We start from the raw sequence: 24,420 nt of genomic DNA, 5'->3' as shown, positions 1-24,420 counted from the left end.
TAAAACTAGGCGGCAAATTTTTTAAAGCTTTAGAGCTTTCGATAACTCGCAAAGATTAGCTCAGACAATCGAAAGCTCTAAAGCTTTAAAAAATTTTCCACTAAGTTTTATACAATTTTATTTAAAAAATTTTTTCGCCACTATTCCCTAACATCATTTTTTCCTACACCTACCAAAGGTTCTTTGATTAATCCACTACATCTTTGTTTCATATTACGAATTAAATCAATTCACAATTCACGATGCACAATTCACAATGAAGGATGATTTTCTTCCACTTTGCTACAGAAAATCTTAAACTTAATTTTTTATTGCTTGCTCAATATCACCATTTATGGTGATAAGCGGAGCTTATAATATTTAAATTTAAGATTTACCTGACGAAAGGAAGGTAAATCATCCTTCATTGTGCATTGTGAACTGTGAATTGTGAATTAATTTAATTCGCATTAATTATAGGTTGTGTATTAAATAATCTTAGTGTGGCAGCTTCAATAATTTTTTGTCTAGATTTTTATATAAGAGTAATTTCGTTAAGGTATTGAAGTAAGTTAAGAAAAAAGCGATAATAGTGATAGTAAAATTAAAAAAAGTTTCACAATGATTTATATTTAAATAGGGTTACGAAAGGAAAAAATATGAATAAATCAAATAAGTTCTACAAAAAAGCTCTTATAATGCAGAGCAAGGGATATATTGATAAAGCAATTGAATTATGTGAAAAAAGTATAGCAGAAGATATTAAAAATAATGCAGCAATAGACTTAAAAGGAATGCTTCTGTACTTAAAAGGGGAGTTAAAAGAAGCAAAGGCTAATTGGGAACTTAATGTTAAACTCAATAAGGATAGTGCAGCTAAAAAATATCTTGAAAGCTTGCCAGGGGATGAAAAGAAATTTGAGTATTATGTAAAAGCTCTAAAATGCATAAAGGAAGTAAAGATAAAGGAAGCACTAAATTTACTTCATGAGTGTGAAAAGAGTCATTATAACGCAATAAATATACATAATAATATTGCAATATGTAATATTAAACAAGGAAATTATAATGAAGCTAATAGCCATATAGATGCAGTGTTTAAAATTGATAGAAGTAATGAAATGGCTTTAGCAAATGCAAAGAAACTTGAAGAAATTAATGAGAGAAAAGCTAAAATTAATTCTACTAAATTAATTAAGTTAGCGTCAGCCGTAATTGCAATTGCAATTATTTTTACCATTGCTATAGCTCTTAAAAAATATGTAAAAATACCCAATATTCAATCAGACAAAAAAACTCAAAAAACTGCTGTTAAAAAGGAAAAAAAGCAATTAACGAAGAATGAAAATAAAAAATCTGTAGAAAATAATAAAGCATCAGAAAATGTATTTAAATCCGAAGAACTTTTGGCAGCTATTAACAATAAGGATTATGAAAAAATTTATTATTACGCAGAAAATTTTGCAAACAAAGAACTAAGTATTAATGATAAAGTAATAATGGTTAAGGCATTAGAGATTCTTAAAAATGATGGCGTACAATATTATTATAGAACAGGTAGTAGCTATGCTTCAAAAAGCGATTACGCAAATGCAGAACAAAACTTTTTGAAAGCATATAAATATGGAAGTAATAATTATGTATATGCCGATGTAATATATTATCTTGCCACTTCATATAAAAATACAGGCGACATTGAAAACGCTATAAAATATTATACACAGTATGATTCTAATTTTAAGAACGGCAGCTATGAAGAAACAGTTTTATATGAATTGGCTGTAATATATAAGGATTTAGACAAAGTGAAAGCAAAAACTTATGCAAATGAACTTATCACAAAGTACCCTAAGTCGTTTTATATTAATTCTATAATACAAGAAATTTTAAAAGAGTAAAAATTAGAGTAGAGAGTAGAGAGTAGAGAGTAGAGTGAATGAAAATTTTTCTGCCGTAGGCAGCAAAATTATTTGAATTTATAGAAGCTCTTTATTCCTTCAGCGCAGCTAAAGAAAATTAAGTTTTTAGATTTATCTGACGTAAGGAAGATAAATCAACCTTCACTCTACTCTTTGCTCTCTACTCTCTACTCTGTATTGACATTTTCTTTTTAAGTGCTAAAATAATAATAACAATAAAAAGCTACCCCATGGGGGTATATTAGGAGGAATTATATATGGTAAAGGAAATTAATGATGTAAGTTTTGAAAGTGAAGTAGGAACTCAAGATAAACCTGTAGTGGTAGATTTTTGGGCACCATGGTGTGGACCTTGTAAAATGCTTGGACCAGTAATCGATGAAATATCAAATGAATTAGATGAGAAAGTTAAGTTTGTAAAGGTAAATGTTGATGAGAATCCTTTGGCAGCAAATAAATTTAAAATTGCAAGTATACCGACTGTTATGATATTTAAAAATGGTAATCCTGTAGATACTCTTGTTGGTTTTAGACCTAAACAATCTATGGTAAGCGAAATAGAAAAACACATATAATAAGAGGAAAACTATGGAAAGATATGATATAGCTATAATAGGAAGTGGACCATCAGGATTATCTGCCGCAATTAATGCTAAAGTTAGAAATAAAAATATAATTATTTTTGGAAACTCAAATCTAAGTAGAAGTTTAGTTTTAGCACCTAAAGTTAATAATTATCTTGGATTTTATGGAATATCAGGTACTGAACTTAGAGATAAATTTCAAAAGCATATAGATGATATGAATATAAACATAAATACTGAAAAAGTAAATAATATATATGCAATGGGAGAATATTTCGCAATAATGACAGCAAATAAAACATATGAGGCTAAAAAGGTAATTTTAGCATTGGGAATTGAACATACTAAACCTATAGAAGGTGAAGATAAACTATTAGGTAGAGGTGTTGGATATTGTGCTACTTGTGATGCACCTTTATATAGAAATAAAATTGTAACTATATTAGGGTACAATAAAGAAGCTGAAAGTGAAGCTAATTATGTTAGTGAAATGGCTAATAAGGTTTATTATATACCTATGTATAAGGATGAATATGAATTAAATGATAAAGTAGAAATTGTAAAAGATAAGCCATTAGAAATTGTAGGTAGCGGTAAGGTAGAAAAGTTAGTATTAAAAAATACTGAAATAAGTACAGACGGTGTGTTTATATTAAAAGATAGTGCACCTCCACAGCAATTAGTACCTGGACTTGAAATGGAAGATGGGCACATAAAAGTTAATAGAAAAATGGAAACTAATATAGAAGGATGCTATGCAGCTGGCGATTGTACAGGAAAGCCATATCAATATATGAAGGCAGTTGGAGAAGGTCAAGTTGCAGCACTTAATGCAGTTGAAGAACTTTCTTCTATACTAAAGTAAATAGAACTGTTACACTAGTAATTGTTTTATAGGCAAGATTTAAACATTATAAACTAAATCAATTCACAGTTCACCATGCACAATTCACAATGAAGGATGATTTTCTGCTGAAGCAGAAAATCTTAAAATATATTAATTATTAGATTTTTGTCCGCTTGCGGAGAAAAATCAACCTTCATTGTGTATTGTGAACTGTGAATTGTGAATTGATTTAGTTGGCTATGAAAAATACGTGATGGCCTATATTCTTTACATTATATTTGGCTATATTATTCATCCATGTGGATGTTGAAATCTTAGGATTATAAAAGTAAGTGGCTTTTGAAGTTGGATCTTTTCCTTCTAAAGCATCGAATACTGCAGTATAACAATCTTTTGTAGGCGTTACAGATATTTTACCATCTCTAACACAAGAAAAAGCATATCTTTGTGTAACAACCTCATTAACTGATTTTGGGAATTTAGGATTTTGCAATCTGTTTAAAATTACAGAGGCAACAGCAACTTTACCTTCATATGGTTCAGAGCAGCTTTCGGCATAAACAACCTGAGCCATTAAATCAACATCTTTGTTAGTAACATAAATAGGTTTTCCGCTGTAATTAAAAACTTGAACAGCATCAACTTTTTCATCATATAGATTTTTGGAATTTGCATCACTTTGAAGTTTTAATATTTTGTAGTCCTTAGTGACCTCCTTCATTGGTGAAAATGCTTTTGCATTATAGGCTAATAATAAATCACCAATAAAAATAAATAAAGCAATAGCCCAAATAGTTTTTTTCATTAAATTTCCTCCCTTTATTTACGAGGTTAGCTGACGGGTTCGGTAAAGGCATAACCTACACATAAAATGTGATTCACCCCAAAATATGGTTTCCCCGTTTTTGTTAAACTTAGGCTATTGATATTATGCACAGAAAAATAAAAATAATTCATACATAAAATAAAAATAAGTAAATCTATTTGTTTTTTTCTGAATTGTATTTTTTTACAAATTTATTATAGTCGGTTGCTATTTTGTTGAATTTGTTTGTTGATTCCTTATACAAATCAGTTATGTCAGAAGTTCCAATAAATTTATCTTTAGAATTAGCCTCACATGTTATTGCAGAAGTAAAACTTTCTATGTAGGAATCATATTCACTTAAAATTACATTAAAGGCTTTATAGGTATCAAATCTATTTTCAGGAACACTTATATTGGTTAAATCACTTTTTAATTCTTGAAATGCTTCATAATTTTTATCAATTTTATTTAATGCGCTATCATATGTCATGTTCTTATTTCTAGCCTGAACTGCATAATTTGTAAAATTAGTTCTTATTGAATTAAATTTTTCTATAGAATCATCTATTGTACTATTAAATTCACTGTCGGCTGATGATTCAAAGCTTTCATCTCTCTTAGTTCTCTCCCTTTCTGAAAAATATGTTATAGAATTAGTTACGAATTTAAAGGTTTCCTTTGGCAGATTAAAATCAGCATTATTTACTTTTATTTTGGAATAGTATTTTGTTGTTAGTGCTTGAAAGTTATTTAAAGCTGTTATAGAAGAATCTATGTCTGGTGAATCAGGATTATTAAAACAAGCTGAGAGCTGCTTGTACAACAAAATGTTATTTTTTAAACCATTCTTTAAGTTTGTAATTAACTCTTTATATTTGTCATCCACTTGTAAGGAATTTAAATTATTCTGTGCTTTACTTAGATTAGTTGTGATTTTATTAAGTTGAGCTTTTGTAGCATTAGAATTTATGTTTTTGTAAGAGTTTAACAAAGAAGATTTAGCATTTGCAGAATTTATATCAGAAATAAGTATAACTAAATGCTTTTGAATTGGGCTGTATTTGGTTAAGGAAAGTATGCTGTAAATTATAAAGAAGGATAAAAAGATTATCATTACAATGCAAAAGGTAAAAAAAGAAGACTTTAATAGCTTTGGATTTAATTTTAATTTCATAGCACCCTCCAATCTTAGATAATGCAGAGTACAAAGTACGGAGTACAGAGTACAGTGAAGGATGATTTTTCTACGGGAGCGTAGAAAAATCTGAAAATTTATTTTCTTTATTGCTTACGCAATCGTGATATATATGGTGCTCAGCGAAGCTGACAACATTAAGTTTAAGATTTACCTAAGCAAAGCGAAAGGTAAATCATCCTTCACTGTACTCTGTCATCTGTACTCTGTACTCTGCTTTTATATTCTTACATCTATAAGTATATGGGGAATAGTTTTAAAGTATGATTAAATCAATTCACAATTTACGATGCACAATTCACAATGAAGGTGGATTGTGACCTGTGAATTGTGAATTGATGTAATTGGAAAAAGTTTCATATTGTAATATAAAATACTTGATGGTAAAATTAAAACACTTAGGCTATAGGTAGTGAAAAATATGGATAAGAAAACTAAAGGATATAGACAAGAGGCTTGATGGAGTAGATAAGAAACTCGATATTATGGAGAAAAGGCAAGATGAGATTTATTCTGTGGTAAGATCAATTCAGCACAGTAACAATATCCATAAAGCAGAAATATATAATCTCAACTACAAAAGTTGCACATGTAGAGAGGATAATTAATAAATATGCGACGTAATTTTTGAAAGCAGAAAAGTTAAATAAGGCATCTTAAAGAAAATAACAAGTCCAACTTTCGGCTATTTTTTTAAGATGCCTAAAACATATGATTTTGAATTTAGGATTGAAATAAGTACAGTTAAAGATAAAACATTGTGAAACTTAAAATTCATTTGTACCAAAATGACGTCTTCTGGGCATTATGGTGCAAATGAATTTTAATAGTTGAACTGGCATATCTATATTTGTACTTATTTTTTGTATATATAGATACACATCTCGGAAATTAAAAATTGCAAATCCTAAATTTATCCTGACAGCTATGTTTTTCAATTCACAGTTCACAATGCACAATTCACAATGAAGGATGATTTTTTTCCGCTTTGCTGCAGAAAATCTTAAAACTTATTTTTTTATTGCTTACGCAATATCACCATTTATGGTGCTAAGCGAAGATTATAATTTAAGATTTTTCTGACGAAAGTTTATTAATATACAAAGTTTTATTGCACTACTATTGAAAGTACTTCTACTAAGTTAAATAACCTACATTGGCTTTACGCCCAAACCCCTAGGCAAGGTTTGATAATATGCATACATTTTTGTTTGGTAAATTTGAAATTAATATACATAGGTTCATGAATTTACATGGGCTAAAGCCCAAACCCCTAGGCAAGGTTTGATAATATGCATACATTTTTGTTTGGTAAATTTGAAATTAATATACATGGGTTCATGAATTTACATGGGCTAAAGCCCAAACCCCTAGTATGTGTATTGTGAATTAAAAGAATTAGTATTAATTTAAAAACGACGAAGTTCTCAAATTAATAAAATATTTATATTATATTGACTTTTCATAGTGTATAATTAAAGATATAACATTGTGAAACTTAAAATTTATTTGTACCAAAATGCCGTCTTCTAGGCATTTTGGTGCACATGAATTTTAATAGTTGAGCTGCTATATCTATAAAGATAAAGCAATTGTGAAATTCACAATTCACGATGCACAATTCACAATGAAGGAGGATTTTCTGCTGAAGCAGAAAATCTTAAAAATAATAAGTTATAAGATTTTTCGTAGCGATAGTGGAGAAAAATCATTCATTGTACTCTGTACTTTGTACTCTGAAGAAATGGAAGTGATAACATGGATATAGTAAACATTACAGAAGGGGCACTAAAAAATATAAGCATATGGTCGGTTATGGATATCCTCGTGGTATCATTTATTTTTTATAAAGCCTATATGCTAATAAAGGAAACTAGAGCAGAGCAATTATTAAAAGGAATAGTTTTAATAGTTGTGTTAATTCCAATAAGTGAAATACTTAATCTTACGATGCTTAATTGGATTTTGCAAAGAACAATTACAATAGGAGTTCTTTCTATAATAATTATATTTCAACCAGAAATCAGAAGAGCTCTTGAAAAGCTAGGAAGAACTGCTTTTAGTGAAAATCATGTGCTTGAAAATGTAGAAGAAACAGAAAAGATTATAGATCAAGTGGTAAATTGTGCAGAAAGTTTATCGGAGACAAGAACAGGAGCACTTATTATATTGGAACAAGAAACAGGACTTGAAGACATTATAGCAACAGGAACAAGAATAGATGCCATAGTGTCATCAGCACTTTTGGAAAATATATTTGTTGTAAATACGCCGCTTCATGATGGTGCAACAATAATAAGAAATGGCAGAATAATTGCAGCTGGATGCTTTTTGCCGCTCACAGCAAATAATGATTTAAATAAAAAGCTGGGAACTAGGCATAGAGCAGGAATTGGAATATCGGAAAACTCAGATGCACTTGTAATAATAGTATCAGAAGAAACAGGAAATATATCATTAGCTATAAACGGAAAACTAACAAGAAACTATAATAAGGAAAAATTAAAATCACTACTTATGAGAATAATTAAAAATAGATACAATAAAAAAAGTTCATTAAAAGAGAAGGTGAAAAGATGGAAAAAAGCAGGAGAAAACAACTAGTAGTTAAAATATTCTGTTTAATAGCGTCCTTTTGTCTTTGGCTCTACATAACCAATTATGAAAATCCAATAAAAACATATAGACTTAAAAATGTTACTGTACAGGTTACGAATCAAGATTATCTAAAGCAAAATAATTTTGTGCTTGTACCTAACCAAAATTTTAGTGTTACACTTACGCTTAGAGGAAACTCTGAGGAATTATACGGAGTAAAGACAGATGATTTTAAATTAGTTGCAGATTTAAGTTCCTATGCCTTAAAAAAGGGAATAAATAGGATTCCAGTGAAAATAGAACGGTCTCCTGATAATATAAATGTAGTTCAAACAGAAGGCTTGTGGGTAGATGTAGATATAGATGAATATGCTCAAAAAACAGTAGCAGTTAAAACTAATGTTGAAGGAAGACCTTTGGGGGGACTATATTCATATGAGCCATCAGTTAGTCCACAAAATGTAACTATAAGTGGCCCAGCTAGGGATGTTAAGCTTGTAAATCATGTTGAAGTAAATGTGAATATAAAAAATTTAAGTAGCGATGCGGATCTTAAAGTTAAGGCACAGGCAATAGATGATAAAGGTAATCTATTGAGTGATGTAAAAGTGCAACCTAATTTAATAGAAGTAAAAGTACCAATAAGAAAAGCAAAAAATGTTCCTATAAATGTGAAAACTTCTGGTCAGCTGCCAAAAGGGCTTAGCATAATATCAATTACTCCAGACCAAGCATCCGTTGATATTATGGGAAGTAAAAGTGAACTTGAAAAAGTAAATAGTATTGATACTGAAAATATTGATTTAAGTAAAATAACTGGAGATACAGAAATTAAGGTAAATTTAGTAGCACCAGATAAAATAAGCTTTGTAGGAAATGATGATGGGAAAATAACAGTTAAAATAAAAACACAAAGTGTGACGAGTTCAAGTTCAGCAGTTAACAATCAAAATTTTAACGTAAATATAACATATAATAATTTAGGAACTGGACTTAAAGCACAATTAAGCTCGGGAACTGCTAGTGTGGTAGTTTCAGGAGGCAATAACATTTCAAGTAGTGATGTTAAAGCAGCTGTAGATTTAAATAATCTTGCAGAAGGCACATATACCTTACCAGTAAATTTAACCTTGCCGCCAAATGTTAAAACGGTGTCCCAAAATCCTGAAAAAATAACTGTTGTAATATCAAAACAATAAAGGAGCAGTAAAAATGAGCATTAGAATAAGCAATATAAATTTAGATATAGATGATGATATAAATGAGCTACCTAAAAGAGCTGCCAAAAAGCTTAGAATATCGGAAAAAGAATTTAAAAGCATCAAGATATTAAAAAAGTCTATAGATGCAAGAAAAAAGAATACAATAAAATTTAACTATACAATTGAAGTTCAATGTAATACGGAAGATAAGCTTTTGGCAAGGATCCACGATAGCGATGTAAGAAAAGAAAAAAGTGATGAAAAAAGAGAATTTAAATTTGGAAATATGGTGCTTAAGCATAGACCTGTAATTGTTGGTATGGGACCAGCGGGAATGTTTGCAGGCTTAATACTTGCTCAAAACGGTTATGCACCGCTTATAATTGAAAGAGGGGAAAAAGTAGAGGATAGAACAAAAACTGTTGATAACTTTTGGAAGACAGGAAATTTGAATACAGAATCAAATGTGCAGTTTGGAGAAGGTGGTGCAGGAACTTTTTCAGATGGAAAACTTACAACTAGGATAAAAGACAATAGATGCAATATTGTTGTAGAGGAATTTGTGAAAAATGGTGCACCAGAAGAAATAGCTTACGAAGGAAAACCACATATAGGAACTGACATATTAAAGAAGGTAGTTAAAAACATACGTGAAAATATAATAAAACTTGGAGGAGAAATACTATTTAATAGTAAGCTTGAAGATTTAATTATAAAAGAAAATAAGCTCCAGGGAGTTGTGGTAAATGGAACTGAAATTCCTTGTGAATGTTTAATACTTGCAATAGGACATAGTTCAAGAGATACTTATGAAATGCTCTATAAAAATAAAATATTTATGGAACCAAAACCATTTGCAATTGGAGTTAGGATAGAGCATCCTCAAGAATTAATAAATGAAAATCAATATGGAAAATATAAAGACCATCCAGCCCTTAAAGCAGCAGATTATAGACTTACTCATACAACCTTAGATAACAGGGGAGTGTATAGCTTCTGTATGTGTCCAGGTGGAGAGGTTGTAGCAGCAGCTTCAGAAAATGGAAGGCTTGTAACCAATGGTATGAGCAATTATAAAAGAGATAAGGAAAATGCAAATTCTGCACTTGTTGTAACTGTAGATGGTGACGATTTTAAAAATGGAAGAGAATTTTGCAAAGAACATAGACCAGAACTTAAAAATTTAAATGAAGCTTATCCTCTTTGGGGAATGGAATTTCAAAGATATTATGAACATCTTGCATATTTAGCAGGCGGCAGCAATTTTCATGCACCATTGCAGCTTGTTGGTGACTTTATGAAGGATAAGACAAGTACAAAAATTGGAAGTGTAAAACCAACCTATATGCCTGGTTATGAACTTACAGCGCTTTCAAAATGTTTACCACAATATGTAATATCAGCTTTAAAAGAAGGACTTCAGAATTTTGATAAAAAAATAACAGGATTTATGGATGAAGATACCATAATGACAGGTATTGAAACTAGAACATCAGCACCAGTTAAATTAACAAGAAACGAAGAATTTGAAAGCATTTCTCTAAAGGGCTTGTATCCAGCTGGCGAAGGAGCAGGATTTGCAGGGGGAATAATATCTGCAGCAGTAGATGGAATTAAAGTAGCAGAAAGTATTATGGGAAAATACAGGTAGGACAGAATATTCTGAAAAAAACAGTTTTTGCTAAAAAGTTTGTTAAAATAAAGAATAAGAGCAATGTGAATTGTGAATTAAAAAAAGAGAGGGTGCACATTAATGATTAAAAGTTTTAATGAAATTATTGAAAAAGTTAAAAGTAGAGAAATGAAAAAAGTTGCGGTTGCAGTAGCTCAAGACGAGCCTGTGCTTCAAGCAATAATGGATGCTAAAAAGAATGGTATTGCTGATGCTATACTTGTAGGAGATCACGATGAAATAGTATCAATAGCTTTAAAAATAGGAATGGACATAAATCAATTTGAAATAGTAAATGAACCTAATGTAAAAAAAGCTGCATTAAAAGCAGTAGAATTAGTATCTCAAGGAAAAGCAGACATGGTTATGAAAGGACTTGTTGATACAGCTACTTTCTTAAGATCAGTATTAAATAAAGAAGTTGGACTTAGAACAGGACAATTGATGTCACATGTTGCAATATTTGAAACTGAAAACTTTGATAGACTTTTATTTTTAACAGATGTTGCATTTAATATGTACCCAGAACTTAAAGATAAAGTACAAATAATAAACAACGCAGTTAAAGTAGCACATGCAGTTGGAATAGAAGAACCAAAAGTAGCACCAGTTTGTGCTGTTGAAGTTGTAAATCCAAATATGCCAGCAACACTTGATGCAGCAATGCTTGCTAAAATGAGCGATAGAGGACAAATAAAGGGCTGCATAGTTGATGGACCTTTAGCACTTGATATTGCATTATCAGAAGAAGCAGCACATCACAAAAAAGTAACTGGACCAGTTGCAGGAAAAGCAGATATTCTTTTAATGCCAAATATAGAAACAGGAAACGTTATGTACAAAACTTTAACATATACAACTCATTCTAAAAACGGATGCTTACTTGTAGGAACATCAGCACCAGTTGTACTTACTTCAAGAGCAGACAGCCATGAAACAAAAATGTATTCAATAGCACTTGCTGCACTTGTTGCAAGCAGTAAATAGTAGATAAAAAGTTTGGGGGGAATACAAATGTATAGATTATTGATAATAAATCCTGGATCAACATCAACTAAAATTGGTGTATATGAAGATGAAAAAGAAGTATTTGAAAAAACTTTAAGACATTCAGCAGAAGAAATAGGAAAGTATGAAACAATATTTGATCAATTAGCTTTCAGAAAAGGTGTTATACTTGATGCTTTAAAAGAAGCAAACATAGAAGTAAGCTCTTTAAATGCAATAGTTGGAAGAGGCGGACTTTTAAAACCAATAGTAAGCGGAACTTATGCAGTTAACGATGCAATGCTTGAAGATCTTAAAGTTGGAGTTCAAGGCCAGCATGCTTCAAATCTTGGCGGAATCATTGCAAACGAAATTGCAAAAGAAATAAAGGTTCCAGCATTTATAGTAGATCCAGTTGTTGTTGATGAACTTGATGACATCGCAAGAGTATCTGGAATGCCAGATGTACCAAGAAAAAGTATATTCCATGCTTTAAATCAAAAAGCTGTTGCAAAGAGATATGCAAAAGAAAATGGAAAGAAATATGAAGAACTTAATTTAATAGTTGCTCATATGGGTGGTGGTACTTCAGTAGGTGCTCACACTAATGGAAGAGTTGTAGAAGTAAACAACACACTTGATGGAGATGGTCCATTCTCACCAGAAAGAAGCGGCGGAGTTCCAGCAGGAGATTTAGTTAGATTATGCTTTAGTGGAAAATATACTTTAGAAGAAGTTATGAAAAAGATAAATGGTAAAGGCGGAGTTGTTGCATATTTAAACACACTTGATTTTAAAGGTGTTGTTGATAAAGCTCTTGAAGGGGACAAAGAATGCAAACTTATATATGAAGCATTTACATACCAAGTAGCAAAAGAAATAGGAAAATGTGCAGCTGCTTTAAGTGGAAAAGTAGATGCAATACTTTTAACAGGCGGTATTGCTTACAATGAACATGTATGCAAAGCAATAGGAGACAGAGTAAAATTCATAGCACCAGTTGTTCAATATGGCGGCGAAGATGAACTTTTAGCTTTAACACAAGGCGGACTCAGAGTATTAAACGGAGAAGAAAAAGCTAAGGAATACAAATAAAATTTAAAAATAGAGTACGGAGTACAGATTACAGAGTACAGTGGCGGAGGATTTTCCTCCGCCTTGCTACAGAAAATCTTAAAACTTATTTTTCATTGCTTACGCAGTTACAAAAAAATATCTACAAACTTATAAAAGCGTAGCATAAGAAAAATTAATCAATATCACCAAGATTTACATTATAAAGTTATGACGATTTATAACGAAATATATAATATACTCTGATAAACATAATAATTTTAATGAAATATATAACATATGTTGCTATTTTAAAATAAAAGATATATAATAAATTAAGTATAATTAGTAAAGCTGTAAGCTGTAAATTTTATTACATGAGCAAGCAAATAATATTGATAAATAATATTAAAGCGTTTATTTGGATATAAAGTTATTTTTATATTGAAAAATATGGACAACTAGTGTATACTTATGTGGTAAAATTGCTTAAACCGTTTATACTTAAAAATACATTATTTTTTCAATAAAAGTAAAAAATTGTATATCGAAGTACATTAGTTTATTGGGGAGTAAAGGGTTTAAACTAAGATAATATTTACAGATACTTTTGTGAATATTAACTTTTAATTTTATATTTTATATTTTATAGTTAGATACTTAATAAGTAGGAGGGATTTGTAAATGAATTTCAAAAAGACATTAGGTTTAGTTTTAACAGCAGCTTTAGTTTCAACTTCATTAGTAGCTGTTAAACCAGCAAAGGCTGCTACAACAGTAGTAGCAACTGCAACAGCAACTGCTCCAACTAGTGCACTTAAAAGTTTTAATTACTTCTTTGCACAAAGATCAATGTTAGTTGCCGGTGAAGCAGATTCTATGGTTGTAGATACAAACTACAATGGACAAGTACAATATGAATTATGGGTTAAATCAACAACTGATCCAAATGCAAAATGGCAAGTAGTGTCAGTAGATGGAAAAGGTAACGTTGGTTACACAGATGCAGTAAGTGGAAATAACTCACCATATGCAATTCCAGTTAAATCAGGATTTACTTTTGCAAAAGGACAATACAGTGTAGCTGTATATGCTAAAGTAGCAGGAACTGCTGGAACAAACTCATATGGACATTTCATCAACAGTAATGGAGTTGATGATGGTACAAAAACTGGTACAGAACAAAAATTTGATATAGTTAAAACTACACGTTTCAATGCTATAGCTAGCAAGGGAAACTACAATGATATGGATAGCGATTTCGCATTTAGTTCAAATTCATTTGTAGCAGGACAAAAAGTAACATTCAAAGGTTTTGCAGGACAAAATAATGGAGCTAAATACAAATTAGTAGTTAGAGAACTTGGAAAAGATATTACTAATCAAACTGTATTAAACAGCACATATGCTACATCAGTTGATTGGACTCCAGCAGAAGCTGGAACTTATGAAGTAATAGCTTGGTCAGCACCAGATGTTAATAAGACAGCTGCAAGAGATGGATGGTCTATAACAACTGTTACAGTTAAAGCTGCAACTCCAGTATCAACTACACCAACTGTAGATGCAACTACAATAACTACAAAACCAGGATTATTACCAGGACAAACTTTTGTAACATTAAAATTAACTGGAACAACTGATCAATCAACTTGCAGTGTTTCATTCCAAGGAACAGCACTTAAATACAGTGCAACTAATGGAGTATTCTATGGAACAGTTAACTCAGTTGATGCTAAACTTTTAGGAGATCCAACTAGTTATACAGTTACAACTTCAACACCAACTCCAACACCAACACCAACAGCAGCTTCTGTAGATACAACTACAATAACTACAAAACCAGGATTATTACCAGGACAAACTTTTGTAACAGTAAAGTTAGCTGGCGGAGTTGATCAAACATTATACAACGTTTCATTTAGTGGAACAGCACTTAAATACAGTGCAACTAATGGAGTGTTCTACGGAACAGTTAACACTGTAGATGCAACTGCTTTAACAACAGCAGCAAACTACACTGTAGCTGCAAAATAGTATAAGTTATAAATTAAAATAATTATAAATATTTCTTTTATTATAGGGAGGTAAGTTTACATGGCTAACAATAAAAAAATCGTATCAGTTTTATCAACAGCTGCTTTAGCTGGTTTAATTACAACAGCTTTAGGAACAACAGCTTTTGCTAAAACTACTGACGTAGTAGTAAAAAGCGGAACTAATGATTATTCTTACAATCTTCAATCATTAACAGGCGCTTTTGATGATTATCAAATGGATTCTACAAAAGGTGCATTATACCAAAATTATTTAACTAATTTAAAGAACGGAAGCATTGAAGCTTTAAAGGACGACGTAACAGGATATATTGACTTCTCAAAGGTTCAAGCTGCTTTTGAAAATGCCCAATTAGTAGGAACTGCATTTGATTTAAATGCTTACACATCAACTAGCAAAGATGTAATTACACCATCTAACCCAGTTTCAGATGTAGCAGTTGGATCAGATGGTCAAGTAACTGTTACACCAGAAGGTCTTTCTGTAAAATCAGTAACAGCTACAAGTGCTACAACATTAAAAGTTACATTCAGCAAACCAGTTAGTGGTTTACAACCAATAAACTTTGTTGTTAAAGATGCTAACGGAAACCAAGAATATGTAAATACAGTAACATCAGAAACTACTGATCCAACTTCAGTAGACGTAGTATTATATGATGCATTAACTGACGGAGCTACTTATACAGTTACAGCACAAAATATTACAGCAGCTGATGGTACAACTCTTACAACTAAAGATACTTCAGTAACTTATGCTAAAGCAAAACCAGCAGCAATTAAGTTCAAAACAACTACAATACCTTCAGGAACAGTAGATTTAAAGAACTACATCACTATAACTGATGCTAATGGAAATGATATAACACCAGATTACTTAAATGATGTTACATTCACAGCTTCAACAGCACTTGTTGATGGAGTATCAAAGGTATCATTAGCTAATGGAGGATTTGTATTTGTTACAGCTTCTATAACTGACAATGCTTCAATAGCAACTCAACAAGTTAAATTAAGTGTAGCTAATTCAGTTGCTACAACTGTAAATACATTTAATTTAACAGATGGTACTGCAACTGATAATGGTGTTGCTACATTATATTTAAATGGAACTATGTTTGATAGTAAATCAAATGAATTATACGGCCAAGCTACATTACAAGCAGCATTTAAAGATCAATATGGAAATGATTTTGTAAGTGGAAACGCTGTTAATCCAACTCCAACTGGAACAACATTTACATCTTTAAATCCTTCAGTAGTTACAGTTGATCAAGTTACAGGAGTAGTAACACCAGTAGCAGCAGGAACAGCTTATGTTAATGTTACTAATGGAACAGCAAGCAAGACTATTCCAGTAGTTGTTAAAGCAGATCCAGTTGCAACTACAATAACTCCTGATACAACAGCAGTTTCAGTTTCCAATGGATTTGATAAAGTAGTTAATCTTACTTTCAAAGATCAATATGGAAATGCAATAACTGGTGGAACTTTAACAGCAACTTCAGCTGATTCAAAAGTTGCAACAGTAACAAATACTAGCAATAGCGTTGATATTACTGGCGTTGCAGCAGGAACTACTACAGTAACAGTAAATTATACTACTACTGATTCATTTACTGGTGCTCAAACTACAGCTACATTAACTATACCAGTAACAGCTGTAAAACCAAGCGCTGTTGCAGGATATAAGATTGTAACTCTTGATGATGGAAAGATAGATTTAAATGCAGCAGCAAAGAATACTGATGCAGAATATAAAGTTTATACTGTAGATGCTAGCGGAAACTACGTTGCAGATGTTACACCAACTACAACATTTACAACTGAATCTACAGGATCTACTGCAGGAATTTATTTAGATCAAAATAATGGAACATTTACAGTAGATACTACTAAGAGTACTAAAAACACAACTGGAACAGATATAGTTACAGTTAAAGAAGGATCATTAACAATTGGAACAGTAAATGTTTCTTTAGTTAATACAACTGTAGTTAATCCAGTTGTTAGTATTTCAGCTAATGCTACTGCTGTTGAAGTACCAGCAAACTTAGATGTTAAAGCAGCAGTATATGCTAAGTTATCAGCAAAATATAAAGATGGAACAGTTGCAACTGCTTCAGATTTTACTAATGTTGTAATGCCTTCTGAAGTAATGTATGTATACTCATCAAATCATTCTGTGTTAGATGATAACAACTATACAGTTAAGGGTGTAGGAACTACTACATTAACTTACAGATTTACTGATCCAACTATAGCTCCAATATCAATCCAAGTTAATGTTGGAAATTTAGCAGTACAAGGTATAGCACAAAATATACTTGGAACTAATAATGGATTAGTTGTAGCTAATGGAACTACATTAACAACTACTTTATCTGCAACTGGAAAATCAGTTTTATTAAGCAATGTATTAAATAAAGCAAATATTTTAGCTAATATATCTAATTATGCTGCACCAAGCAACATAACAGTTACATTTAGTGGAAATACTTATACTTTAACAAAAGCTGCAGATGCAACTGCATTAAAGACTGCACTTAGTGTTGCATTAAACAAACCATATAGTGCAATTACTCTTGGAGATTTAGCAAATGCTGGAGTAACAGCAACAGTTTCTTTTGGAGTACCAGCAGGATATACACCTGTAACTTACACTTTAGCTATACAATAATATAGTTTAAGTAAAAAAAGAGAAGAACGAAAGTTCTTCTCTTATTTTTTTATATTAATATATATTGAAAAGTATTGCTGTTAGGATAAACTTGGTATTTGCAATTTCAATGTTCCAAGTTGTATATGCATAAATGATTTGAAAGGTTTTTAAGAAATTAATATTTATGCCATATAAAAAGTTAAATTATAGTTGAAAATCATAAATTTTCTTGATATACTGGTAATATTATCAATGCACAATTCACAATTCACAATGGTGGGGATGATTTTCTGCCGAAGCAGAAAATCTAACAACTTATTGTGAATTGTGAACTGTGAATTGCTTTCTAAGTAAGGGGGAAGTTAAATTGAAAAAGAAATCTATTTTTTATTTTCTACTTTCAATTATCATAGTTTTAAGTATTCCGTTAACTACATGTAATGCAGCAAACTTTAATTATCCACAAGATTATACAGAGTTAAAAGAACAAGATGATGCACTTTTAGATAAAGTTTGGACAATTACTTTTAATAAGGAAGTACAAATTGACAGCAGCAATGCAGCTTGCATAAGTGTATACGATGATAACAATAATAAAATTGCTATCAAGGTAACGGAATGTGATGATTTGCATTCTATAGCAATAACGCCAGTACAAAAATATAATTATAATTCAGAATATTATATTTATATTGATAAAAAATTGCTAAGTGAAGATAGCAAAGTACTTAGTAAAAATATAATTATACCGTTTAATACTTGCAGTAAGGATGAAGAAGCAAAAATTAAAGTTTCAGAAAATTTAGTACATAATGCAGAAGGAACAATATCCAGTGAGGCGGTTCAGGAGGCAGAACAAGCTGTAAATAATTTAATGGAAGGTGTAAGTAAAAATATGCTTAGCAAAAGGCTTAATGACTTAAACGAGTTGATTGATGAATTAGCTAGCAAAAATATTACAGATGAAACTAAAGCAAATATAAAAAATGCGGTTAACGCAGTTAATGATGCAGAAGCAAGCCATAAAATTGTTGATGTGGCAAAAGCAGAAAGTAGTACATTAATATTACCAGAATCAAAATTAAAACAATATCTTTTAGATAGAATAAATAAAATTCCAACAGAAAATGGTATTGAACCACCAATTTATCAAGACAAATAATTTAAAACAAAGTATAAAGTACAAAGTACAAAGTACAAAGAAGGAGGATTTACCTTCCTTACGTCAGGTAAATCTTAGAACTTATATAATGGCAGCTTCGCTGAGTGCCATTAATGGCACGATTGCGCAGCAATAAAAAATAAGTTTTCAGATTTTTCTACGCTCGCGGAGAAAAATCATCCTTCTCTGTACTCTATACTTTGTACTTTGTACTTTGTTTCAAAATTTTTATTAATAAATAGTGAAAAATATAAATAATTTAATATGTATATTGATATTGTATTAATAAAATGATAAAATTAGATAAACTTTTAAAATTGGTTAAAAGATGTTGGTAAACTAATAAAATTCATTATTACCAAGATGTTTAAAATAATGAATAACTTAACATCAAGTTTGAGGTTAGTTTATCTTAATAAAAAGGGGGAAAATTATGACAAGCAAAAAGACAAGAATATTAAGTTCGTTAACAGCAGCAGCACTTACTGCGTCTATTGCTGGAAATGGAGTGTTTGCAGCAACAAGCAATGCTGATCAAGCGAATAGAGCTGGTAAGCAAGCGGTATTAGATGCGATAAAGAAACTTTATCAAAATCAAATTCAAACTTCAAAGGTTAAAACAAAAAATAACATTGATGTTACAAAGTACAAGCCTGATGATAGTGTTAGGCTTATTGTTCAATTAAATGAAAAAGCTTTAAAGGATTATGCAGGTAGCAAATCACTTAAAGAAATTTCACAAGATTCAGCTTTAAAGCAAAAAGTTTTAAATTCACAAAGCACATATAAAACAGAAGCAACAAATATAAATCCAAGTGCAAAAATTAAGGATTCATATTATTTACTACTAAATGGTTTTAGCGTTGAAACTAAAGCAAAATATATTAGTAGCTACGAAAATATGCCTGGGGTTAAGCATGTTAGTGTTGCAAAGGAATATAAAGTAGATCCTAATATGAATACTGCTAAAGAAATAGGAAAAATACCAGAGGCAATTCAGCAAACAGGATATAAAGGCGAAGGAATGGTAGTAGCTATCATCGATACTGGAATAGATGCTACACATAAGGATATGAGACTTACCGATCCAAGCAAAGCAAAAATTCAAACTGTTAAAGCTGGTTCAGAGTTCTCAATAAAAGTACCATATGGTCACAACTTTGCAGATGATAATGATGACGTTGTAGACAGAAATCCAAAAACAGAAATGCACGGAATGCACGTTGCAGGTATAGTAGGAGCTAATGGAACTGATGCTGAAGTTGCTCAAAATAAGGCAGTTAAAGGCGTTGCGCCAGAAGCACAATTACTTGCAATGAAGGTTTTCTCAAATAATCCGGACATGCCATCAGCTTTTGATGATGATACAATTGCAGCTATAGAAGATTCAGTTGCACACGGTGCAGATGTAATAAATATGAGTTTAGGATCAGATGGTGGTTTCCAAGATCCAGAAGATCCAGAGCAAGCTGCTATAAGTGAAGCTGTAAAAAGAGGTACCTTAGTATCTATCTCAGCAGGAAATGCAAATTATTCAACAACACCATATAATTTAAGTCAAACACCAGATACAGCAGAAGTTGGAACACCAGGAACTACAGAAGATGCTATAACAAATGCATCCTTTGAAAATACAAATGTAACTTCTTATGGTTTTGACTATACTTCAACTGCTGGTAATAGTACAGCACCAATTGGATATGCAACATCTGAAATTAATCCTTTGGACAAAACTCATGGAATTACTAATTCTAGTGGATATGAGGTTGTAGATTGTGGATATGGTGATACAAGTGATTTTACTGGAAAAGATTTAACTGGAAAAATAGCATTAATTAAAAGAGGAAATATTAATTTCCTTAATAAAAAGCTTAATGCTCAAGCAGCAGGTGCAGCTGGTGTTATTGTATATGATAATCGTCCAGAAGGCCTAGTAAGTATGGTTACTGATGCTTCAGTTAAAATTCCAGCAATATTTATTTCTCAGCAAGATGGTATGAGTTTACTTAGCAAAATTGGTTCTGGTTTAAAGATATACTTCAAAGGAAATGTAGGAACTTCACCAAATCCAGCAACAGGACAAATGTCAGACTTTACATCCTGGGGTCCTACTCCAGATTTAAGTTTCAAACCAGAAATGACAGCACCTGGTGGAAATATATGGTCTACAGCTAATAATAACCAGTATCAGAATATGTCAGGTACATCAATGGCTTCACCATATATAGCTGGAACAGAAGCTCTTATACTTCAAAATCTTGAAAAGCAAGGATATCCTAAGAATGAAGATACAGTAAAACTTGCTAAGAATATAACAATGAATACGGCTACAGTTTTAACAGATTCTACAGATTCTACAGCAAATATTCTTCCATACTCACCAAGAAGACAAGGAGCAGGTCTTGTAAATGCACTTTCAGCAGTTAATGACTATGTAACTGTAACAGGCGCTGATGGGGTAGCAGATGTAGCTTTGAGACAAATAAGCGGAAATACAGCTACTTTTAAGTTAAATCTTAGAAACTATGGAAATGCAGATGTAACTTATGATGTTAAAGATTTAAGTGGTGTAATGACAGAAGAACAAAAGGATCAAAGTGGAGAATCTTATGATGTTAAATTAGATGGAGCGACTGTAAACTTTGATAAAAACAAGGTAACTGTACCAAGTAAAGGACAAACACAGGTTACAGTTACAGTTAATATACCAACTACAGCACCAAAGGAAATTTATGCAGAAGGATATATAAGTTTTGTACCTGAAGGCTCTACTGAAGACGGTGTTGCAGCACCAACATTAGGCATTCCATATATGGGCTTCTATGGAGATTGGTCTAAGCCTTCAATTATTGATGCACCGGTATGGGATAGCGATAACACAATATTAGGTGACACAGCTTTAATGACTCAAGATAGCAAAGGTTCATTATCATACTTAGGAATAGCTTCAGATGGAACAACAATAGATCCAGACGATATAGCTATAAGCGGAAATGCAGATGCTGTAAATGAAAATGTAATACCAGCACTTACGCACCTTAGAAATGCAAAGAATCAAGTTGCTGAAATAGTAGATTCAAATAATAATGTGGTTAAAACTATAGATACAAAATCTAATGTAATAAAGAATAAATTTAATGATTCAGAAGAAAGTCCATACACAATTGATAGTAATCTTTTATGGGATGGAAAAATTTATAATTCAAATACGGGAAAATATGAGACAGCACCAGATGGTCAATACTATTATCAAGTTAGAGATGTAGTAGACTATAATGGAGCAACTTGGCAAACATTAAAAATGCCAATAAAAGTTGACTCAACAGCACCAACAGTATCTTCAGTTTCTTCAACAACAGAAAATAGTACAACAGTTAAACTTAACATTAAAGCATCAGACAATTTATCAGGTGTATCAAAATTTGGAGTAATGGTAAATGACGATGTAACAACTTTAAAATTGACTAATGCAACTGCTAATGCAGACGGAAGTTATGATGTTGAAGTAACAGTACCAAAAGGAAATAGCAAAATTGCTATATTACCAATGGATAATGCAGGAAATGTCGGAGATGAATATGATACAAATGTAACAACAAGTAATTTAACACTCAGCTTAAAGAATAATCAATTACTTGATAATGGAAATGTAACATTAAGTTTCTCTGTTCCAGATTCAGAAAAAGCTAGCATAGCACAATATTCAGTAGTAGTAGATGCAGACGAAACAAATAAAATATTAACAGCAAATACTTCTGTACCATTAAATTTACCAGAAGGTAAACATACTATTGATGTTAGTGCGCTTGATGCAAGTGGCGATGCTATAGAGGAAAATTCAGTAAATGTTATAGTACAAGCTCAAGACTTTAGCCTTAAATTTGATAACTTAGTAGCAGGAAATTTAGTTGGAACGGAAAACTATGTAGTAACAGGAAGCGTTACAAAAATACCAGCTGTATTTAAAATTGGTGGGAAAGATGTTACTATAAATTCTGATTTAACTTTCTCTATACCAGTAAGCTTAAATGAAGGACTTAATAAGATACCTGTATACGCAGCAGATAAAAATGCAGATGGCAGTGACAATATATTAAAGAATTACTCAGTAAATTTATACTGTGATTCTGTAGCACCTACTGTAACACTTACAAAACCAACATTGTCAGCTTCAAATGCTGCATCAACAATATATGTTGGATCAAATACAAATACTTATACAGTAGCAGGAACAGTAGATGATACAAACTCATTAGGCTACAATATCTATGTTAATGGTGAAAAATTAGCAAATGTATCTTCAGATATTTCAACAGATATTAAGAAAGATTTTTCAAAGGATATAGCTTTAACAGGAACAACAACAAATGTTGAAGTTAAAGTTGTGGACGATGCAGGCAATACAACAACTAAAACTTTCCAAATAATAAAAGATGATACAAAAGCAATAAAGGTTCAATTAACTTCACCAATATCAGGACAAACCTTCCCAAATGGAACAGTATATGTAAGTGGGTTTGTACAAAACGCAGCAGTTGGTCCAGTAAACTTGACTATAAATGGACAAAACTTTACAGTTCAAAATTATAGAGCTGGCGGAAGTGCATTCTTTAGTGAAAGAGTAACTTTAAATGGAGTTAATGCACAAACTATTGACGTATCAGCAGTAGATGCAAATGGCAGCACAGCAGAACAAACTGTAGCTGTAAATGTAACGCCAGAGAAAATACCACCAACAATAGTAGTAACAAGTCCAATTTCAGGCAGTGCCGTAGTAACTGCAACACAAAAAACTTATGAAGTAGATACTACAGTAACAGATGCATCAGGAGTGAAGGATGTTTCAATAATTGATGCAAATGGAAATAATGTACAAGTAACTAGCAATGGAAATGGACAGTATTCAGGAAATGTAACATTAATAGATGGTGCAAATAAAGTACAAATTGTTGCAGAAGATATATATGGAAATAAAGCAATAAGATATGTCTTTGTAAACAGAATACCAGATAGAATACCACCAACAGTAAACTTTGTTAATCCAACAATACCAAGTGCAGTAGTTCAAGCTGGAACAACTTCATATAACCTTGAATTTAACGCAACTGATGCATCAGGGGTAGACCCAAGCTCAGTAAGCATACAAGTTAATGGAAATAATCTTCCATGCATGACAAATGCAAGTGGAAATTATGTTGCAGTAGTTCCACTAGACTTTGGAGTAAACAGTGTAGCTATATCAGTAAGTGATATATTTGGAAACAAAGCAGTTAGATATGTTACAATTGTAAGAATGAAAGATTTACAACCACCAGTATTAACAATATTAAGTGATCCAAATGCAGCTTTAAACAGTGATGGTACATTTACAATCAAAGTTAAAGCTGATGACAACAGTGGAATAAAAGATGTTGTTATTAATGGAGTTACAGTATCACCATCAACAGACGGTGTAGACGTATATTCTTCTAATGTTAAATTAAACAAAGGCTTAAACAGCTTTGTAATAACAGCAGAAGACATATGGGGAAATGTAACAAAGAGAATATTTAATATATTCAGTAAGTAAATTAAAGGTTAAACCAAATAAGGTAAAAAAGGTCATCGAAAGATGACCTTTTTTATTAAGGTGGATTTCACCAAAAATGCAACTAAAATTCATGACGGATTATGTAAATAAAATGGAATAATCATT

General features: G+C 31.4%; 14 protein-coding genes and 1 riboswitch. Of the genes, 12 read left to right on the top strand and 2 right to left on the bottom strand.

Translation table 11 applies throughout. The annotated features are described in order from the left end of the window. Nucleotides 1-638 precede the first annotated feature (638 nt). The 3 genes from CUEA01_RS17905 (at nt 639) to CUEA01_RS17895 (ending at nt 3,347) form a co-directional block, all read left to right on the top strand. On the top strand, nt 639-1,877 hold the full coding sequence (locus tag CUEA01_RS17905) for a tetratricopeptide repeat protein (RefSeq protein ID WP_234123204.1): 1,239 nt from the start codon (nt 639-641) through the stop codon (nt 1,875-1,877). Between the two features lie 278 nt (nt 1,878-2,155). Further along, entirely contained in the window at nt 2,156-2,473 is a 318-nt protein-coding gene (gene trxA, locus CUEA01_RS17900) for a thioredoxin (RefSeq protein WP_234123202.1), read from the top strand. 13 nt (nt 2,474-2,486) lie between these two features. Beyond that, entirely contained in the window at nt 2,487-3,347 is an 861-nt protein-coding gene (locus CUEA01_RS17895; protein ID WP_234123199.1) for an NAD(P)/FAD-dependent oxidoreductase, read from the top strand. Between the two features lie 211 nt (nt 3,348-3,558). On the opposite strand, the gene CUEA01_RS17890 is transcribed toward CUEA01_RS17895, so the two are convergent. Together CUEA01_RS17890 and CUEA01_RS17885 are read right to left on the bottom strand one after the other, a co-directional pair. After that, nucleotides 3,559-4,050, bottom strand: coding sequence for a cell wall hydrolase (locus tag CUEA01_RS17890; protein WP_407929270.1), 492 nt, complete (start codon nt 4,048-4,050; stop codon nt 3,559-3,561). Nucleotides 4,051-4,137: 87 nt separating this feature from the next. Continuing rightward, a riboswitch (cyclic di-AMP (ydaO/yuaA leader) is annotated at nt 4,138-4,259 on the bottom strand. A gap of 50 nt (nt 4,260-4,309) precedes the next feature. Next, entirely contained in the window at nt 4,310-5,311 is a 1,002-nt protein-coding gene (locus tag CUEA01_RS17885) for a hypothetical protein (RefSeq protein WP_234123195.1), read from the bottom strand. Nucleotides 5,312-7,090: 1,779 nt separating this feature from the next. On the opposite strand from CUEA01_RS17885, the gene cdaA reads away from it, so the two are divergent. The 9 genes from cdaA (at nt 7,091) to CUEA01_RS17840 (ending at nt 24,294) form a co-directional block, all read left to right on the top strand. After that, a complete protein-coding gene (gene cdaA, locus CUEA01_RS17880) occupies nt 7,091-7,936 on the top strand; it encodes a diadenylate cyclase CdaA (protein WP_234123193.1) in 846 nt (281 codons plus the stop codon). Further along, nucleotides 7,909-9,129, top strand: a complete 1,221-nt coding sequence (locus CUEA01_RS17875; RefSeq protein ID WP_234123192.1) for a CdaR family protein — start codon at nt 7,909-7,911, stop codon at nt 9,127-9,129. Before cdaA ends, CUEA01_RS17875 begins: the two co-directional genes overlap by 28 nt. Before the next feature lie 13 nt (nt 9,130-9,142). Continuing rightward, the gene (locus tag CUEA01_RS17870) at nt 9,143-10,783 is read left to right on the top strand and encodes an NAD(P)/FAD-dependent oxidoreductase (RefSeq protein WP_234123191.1); all 1,641 of its coding nucleotides are present in this window, start codon (nt 9,143-9,145) and stop codon (nt 10,781-10,783) included. Nucleotides 10,784-10,885: 102 nt separating this feature from the next. Then, a complete protein-coding gene (ptb, locus tag CUEA01_RS17865) occupies nt 10,886-11,791 on the top strand; it encodes a phosphate butyryltransferase (protein ID WP_234123190.1) in 906 nt (301 codons plus the stop codon). Nucleotides 11,792-11,818: 27 nt separating this feature from the next. Continuing rightward, nucleotides 11,819-12,886: a butyrate kinase gene (gene buk / locus CUEA01_RS17860; RefSeq protein ID WP_234123189.1), complete on the top strand. Its 1,068-nt coding sequence runs from the start codon at nt 11,819-11,821 to the stop codon at nt 12,884-12,886. 642 nt (nt 12,887-13,528) lie between these two features. Next, nucleotides 13,529-14,881, top strand: coding sequence for a hypothetical protein (locus CUEA01_RS17855; RefSeq protein WP_234123188.1), 1,353 nt, complete (start codon nt 13,529-13,531; stop codon nt 14,879-14,881). Nucleotides 14,882-14,941: 60 nt separating this feature from the next. Then, a complete protein-coding gene (locus CUEA01_RS17850) occupies nt 14,942-17,581 on the top strand; it encodes a beta strand repeat-containing protein (protein ID WP_234123185.1) in 2,640 nt (879 codons plus the stop codon). Between the two features lie 349 nt (nt 17,582-17,930). Then, nucleotides 17,931-18,725 carry an Ig-like domain-containing protein gene (locus CUEA01_RS17845; RefSeq protein ID WP_234123183.1) on the top strand — a complete coding sequence of 265 codons (795 nt, stop codon included), beginning with the start codon at nt 17,931-17,933 and terminating at the stop codon, nt 18,723-18,725. A gap of 433 nt (nt 18,726-19,158) precedes the next feature. Then, complete coding sequence (locus CUEA01_RS17840) at nt 19,159-24,294, top strand: S8 family serine peptidase (protein WP_234123181.1); 5,136 nt, start codon at nt 19,159-19,161, stop codon at nt 24,292-24,294. Nucleotides 24,295-24,420: the final 126 nt, after the last annotated feature.

This window comes from Clostridium hydrogenum (genome assembly GCF_021432385.1).
GTDB classification, from domain to species: Bacteria; Bacillota; Clostridia; order Clostridiales; family Clostridiaceae; genus Clostridium_S; species Clostridium_S hydrogenum.
Note: the sequence above shows the minus strand (reverse complement) of the source record. Positions and strands in the feature narration are given on the sequence as shown.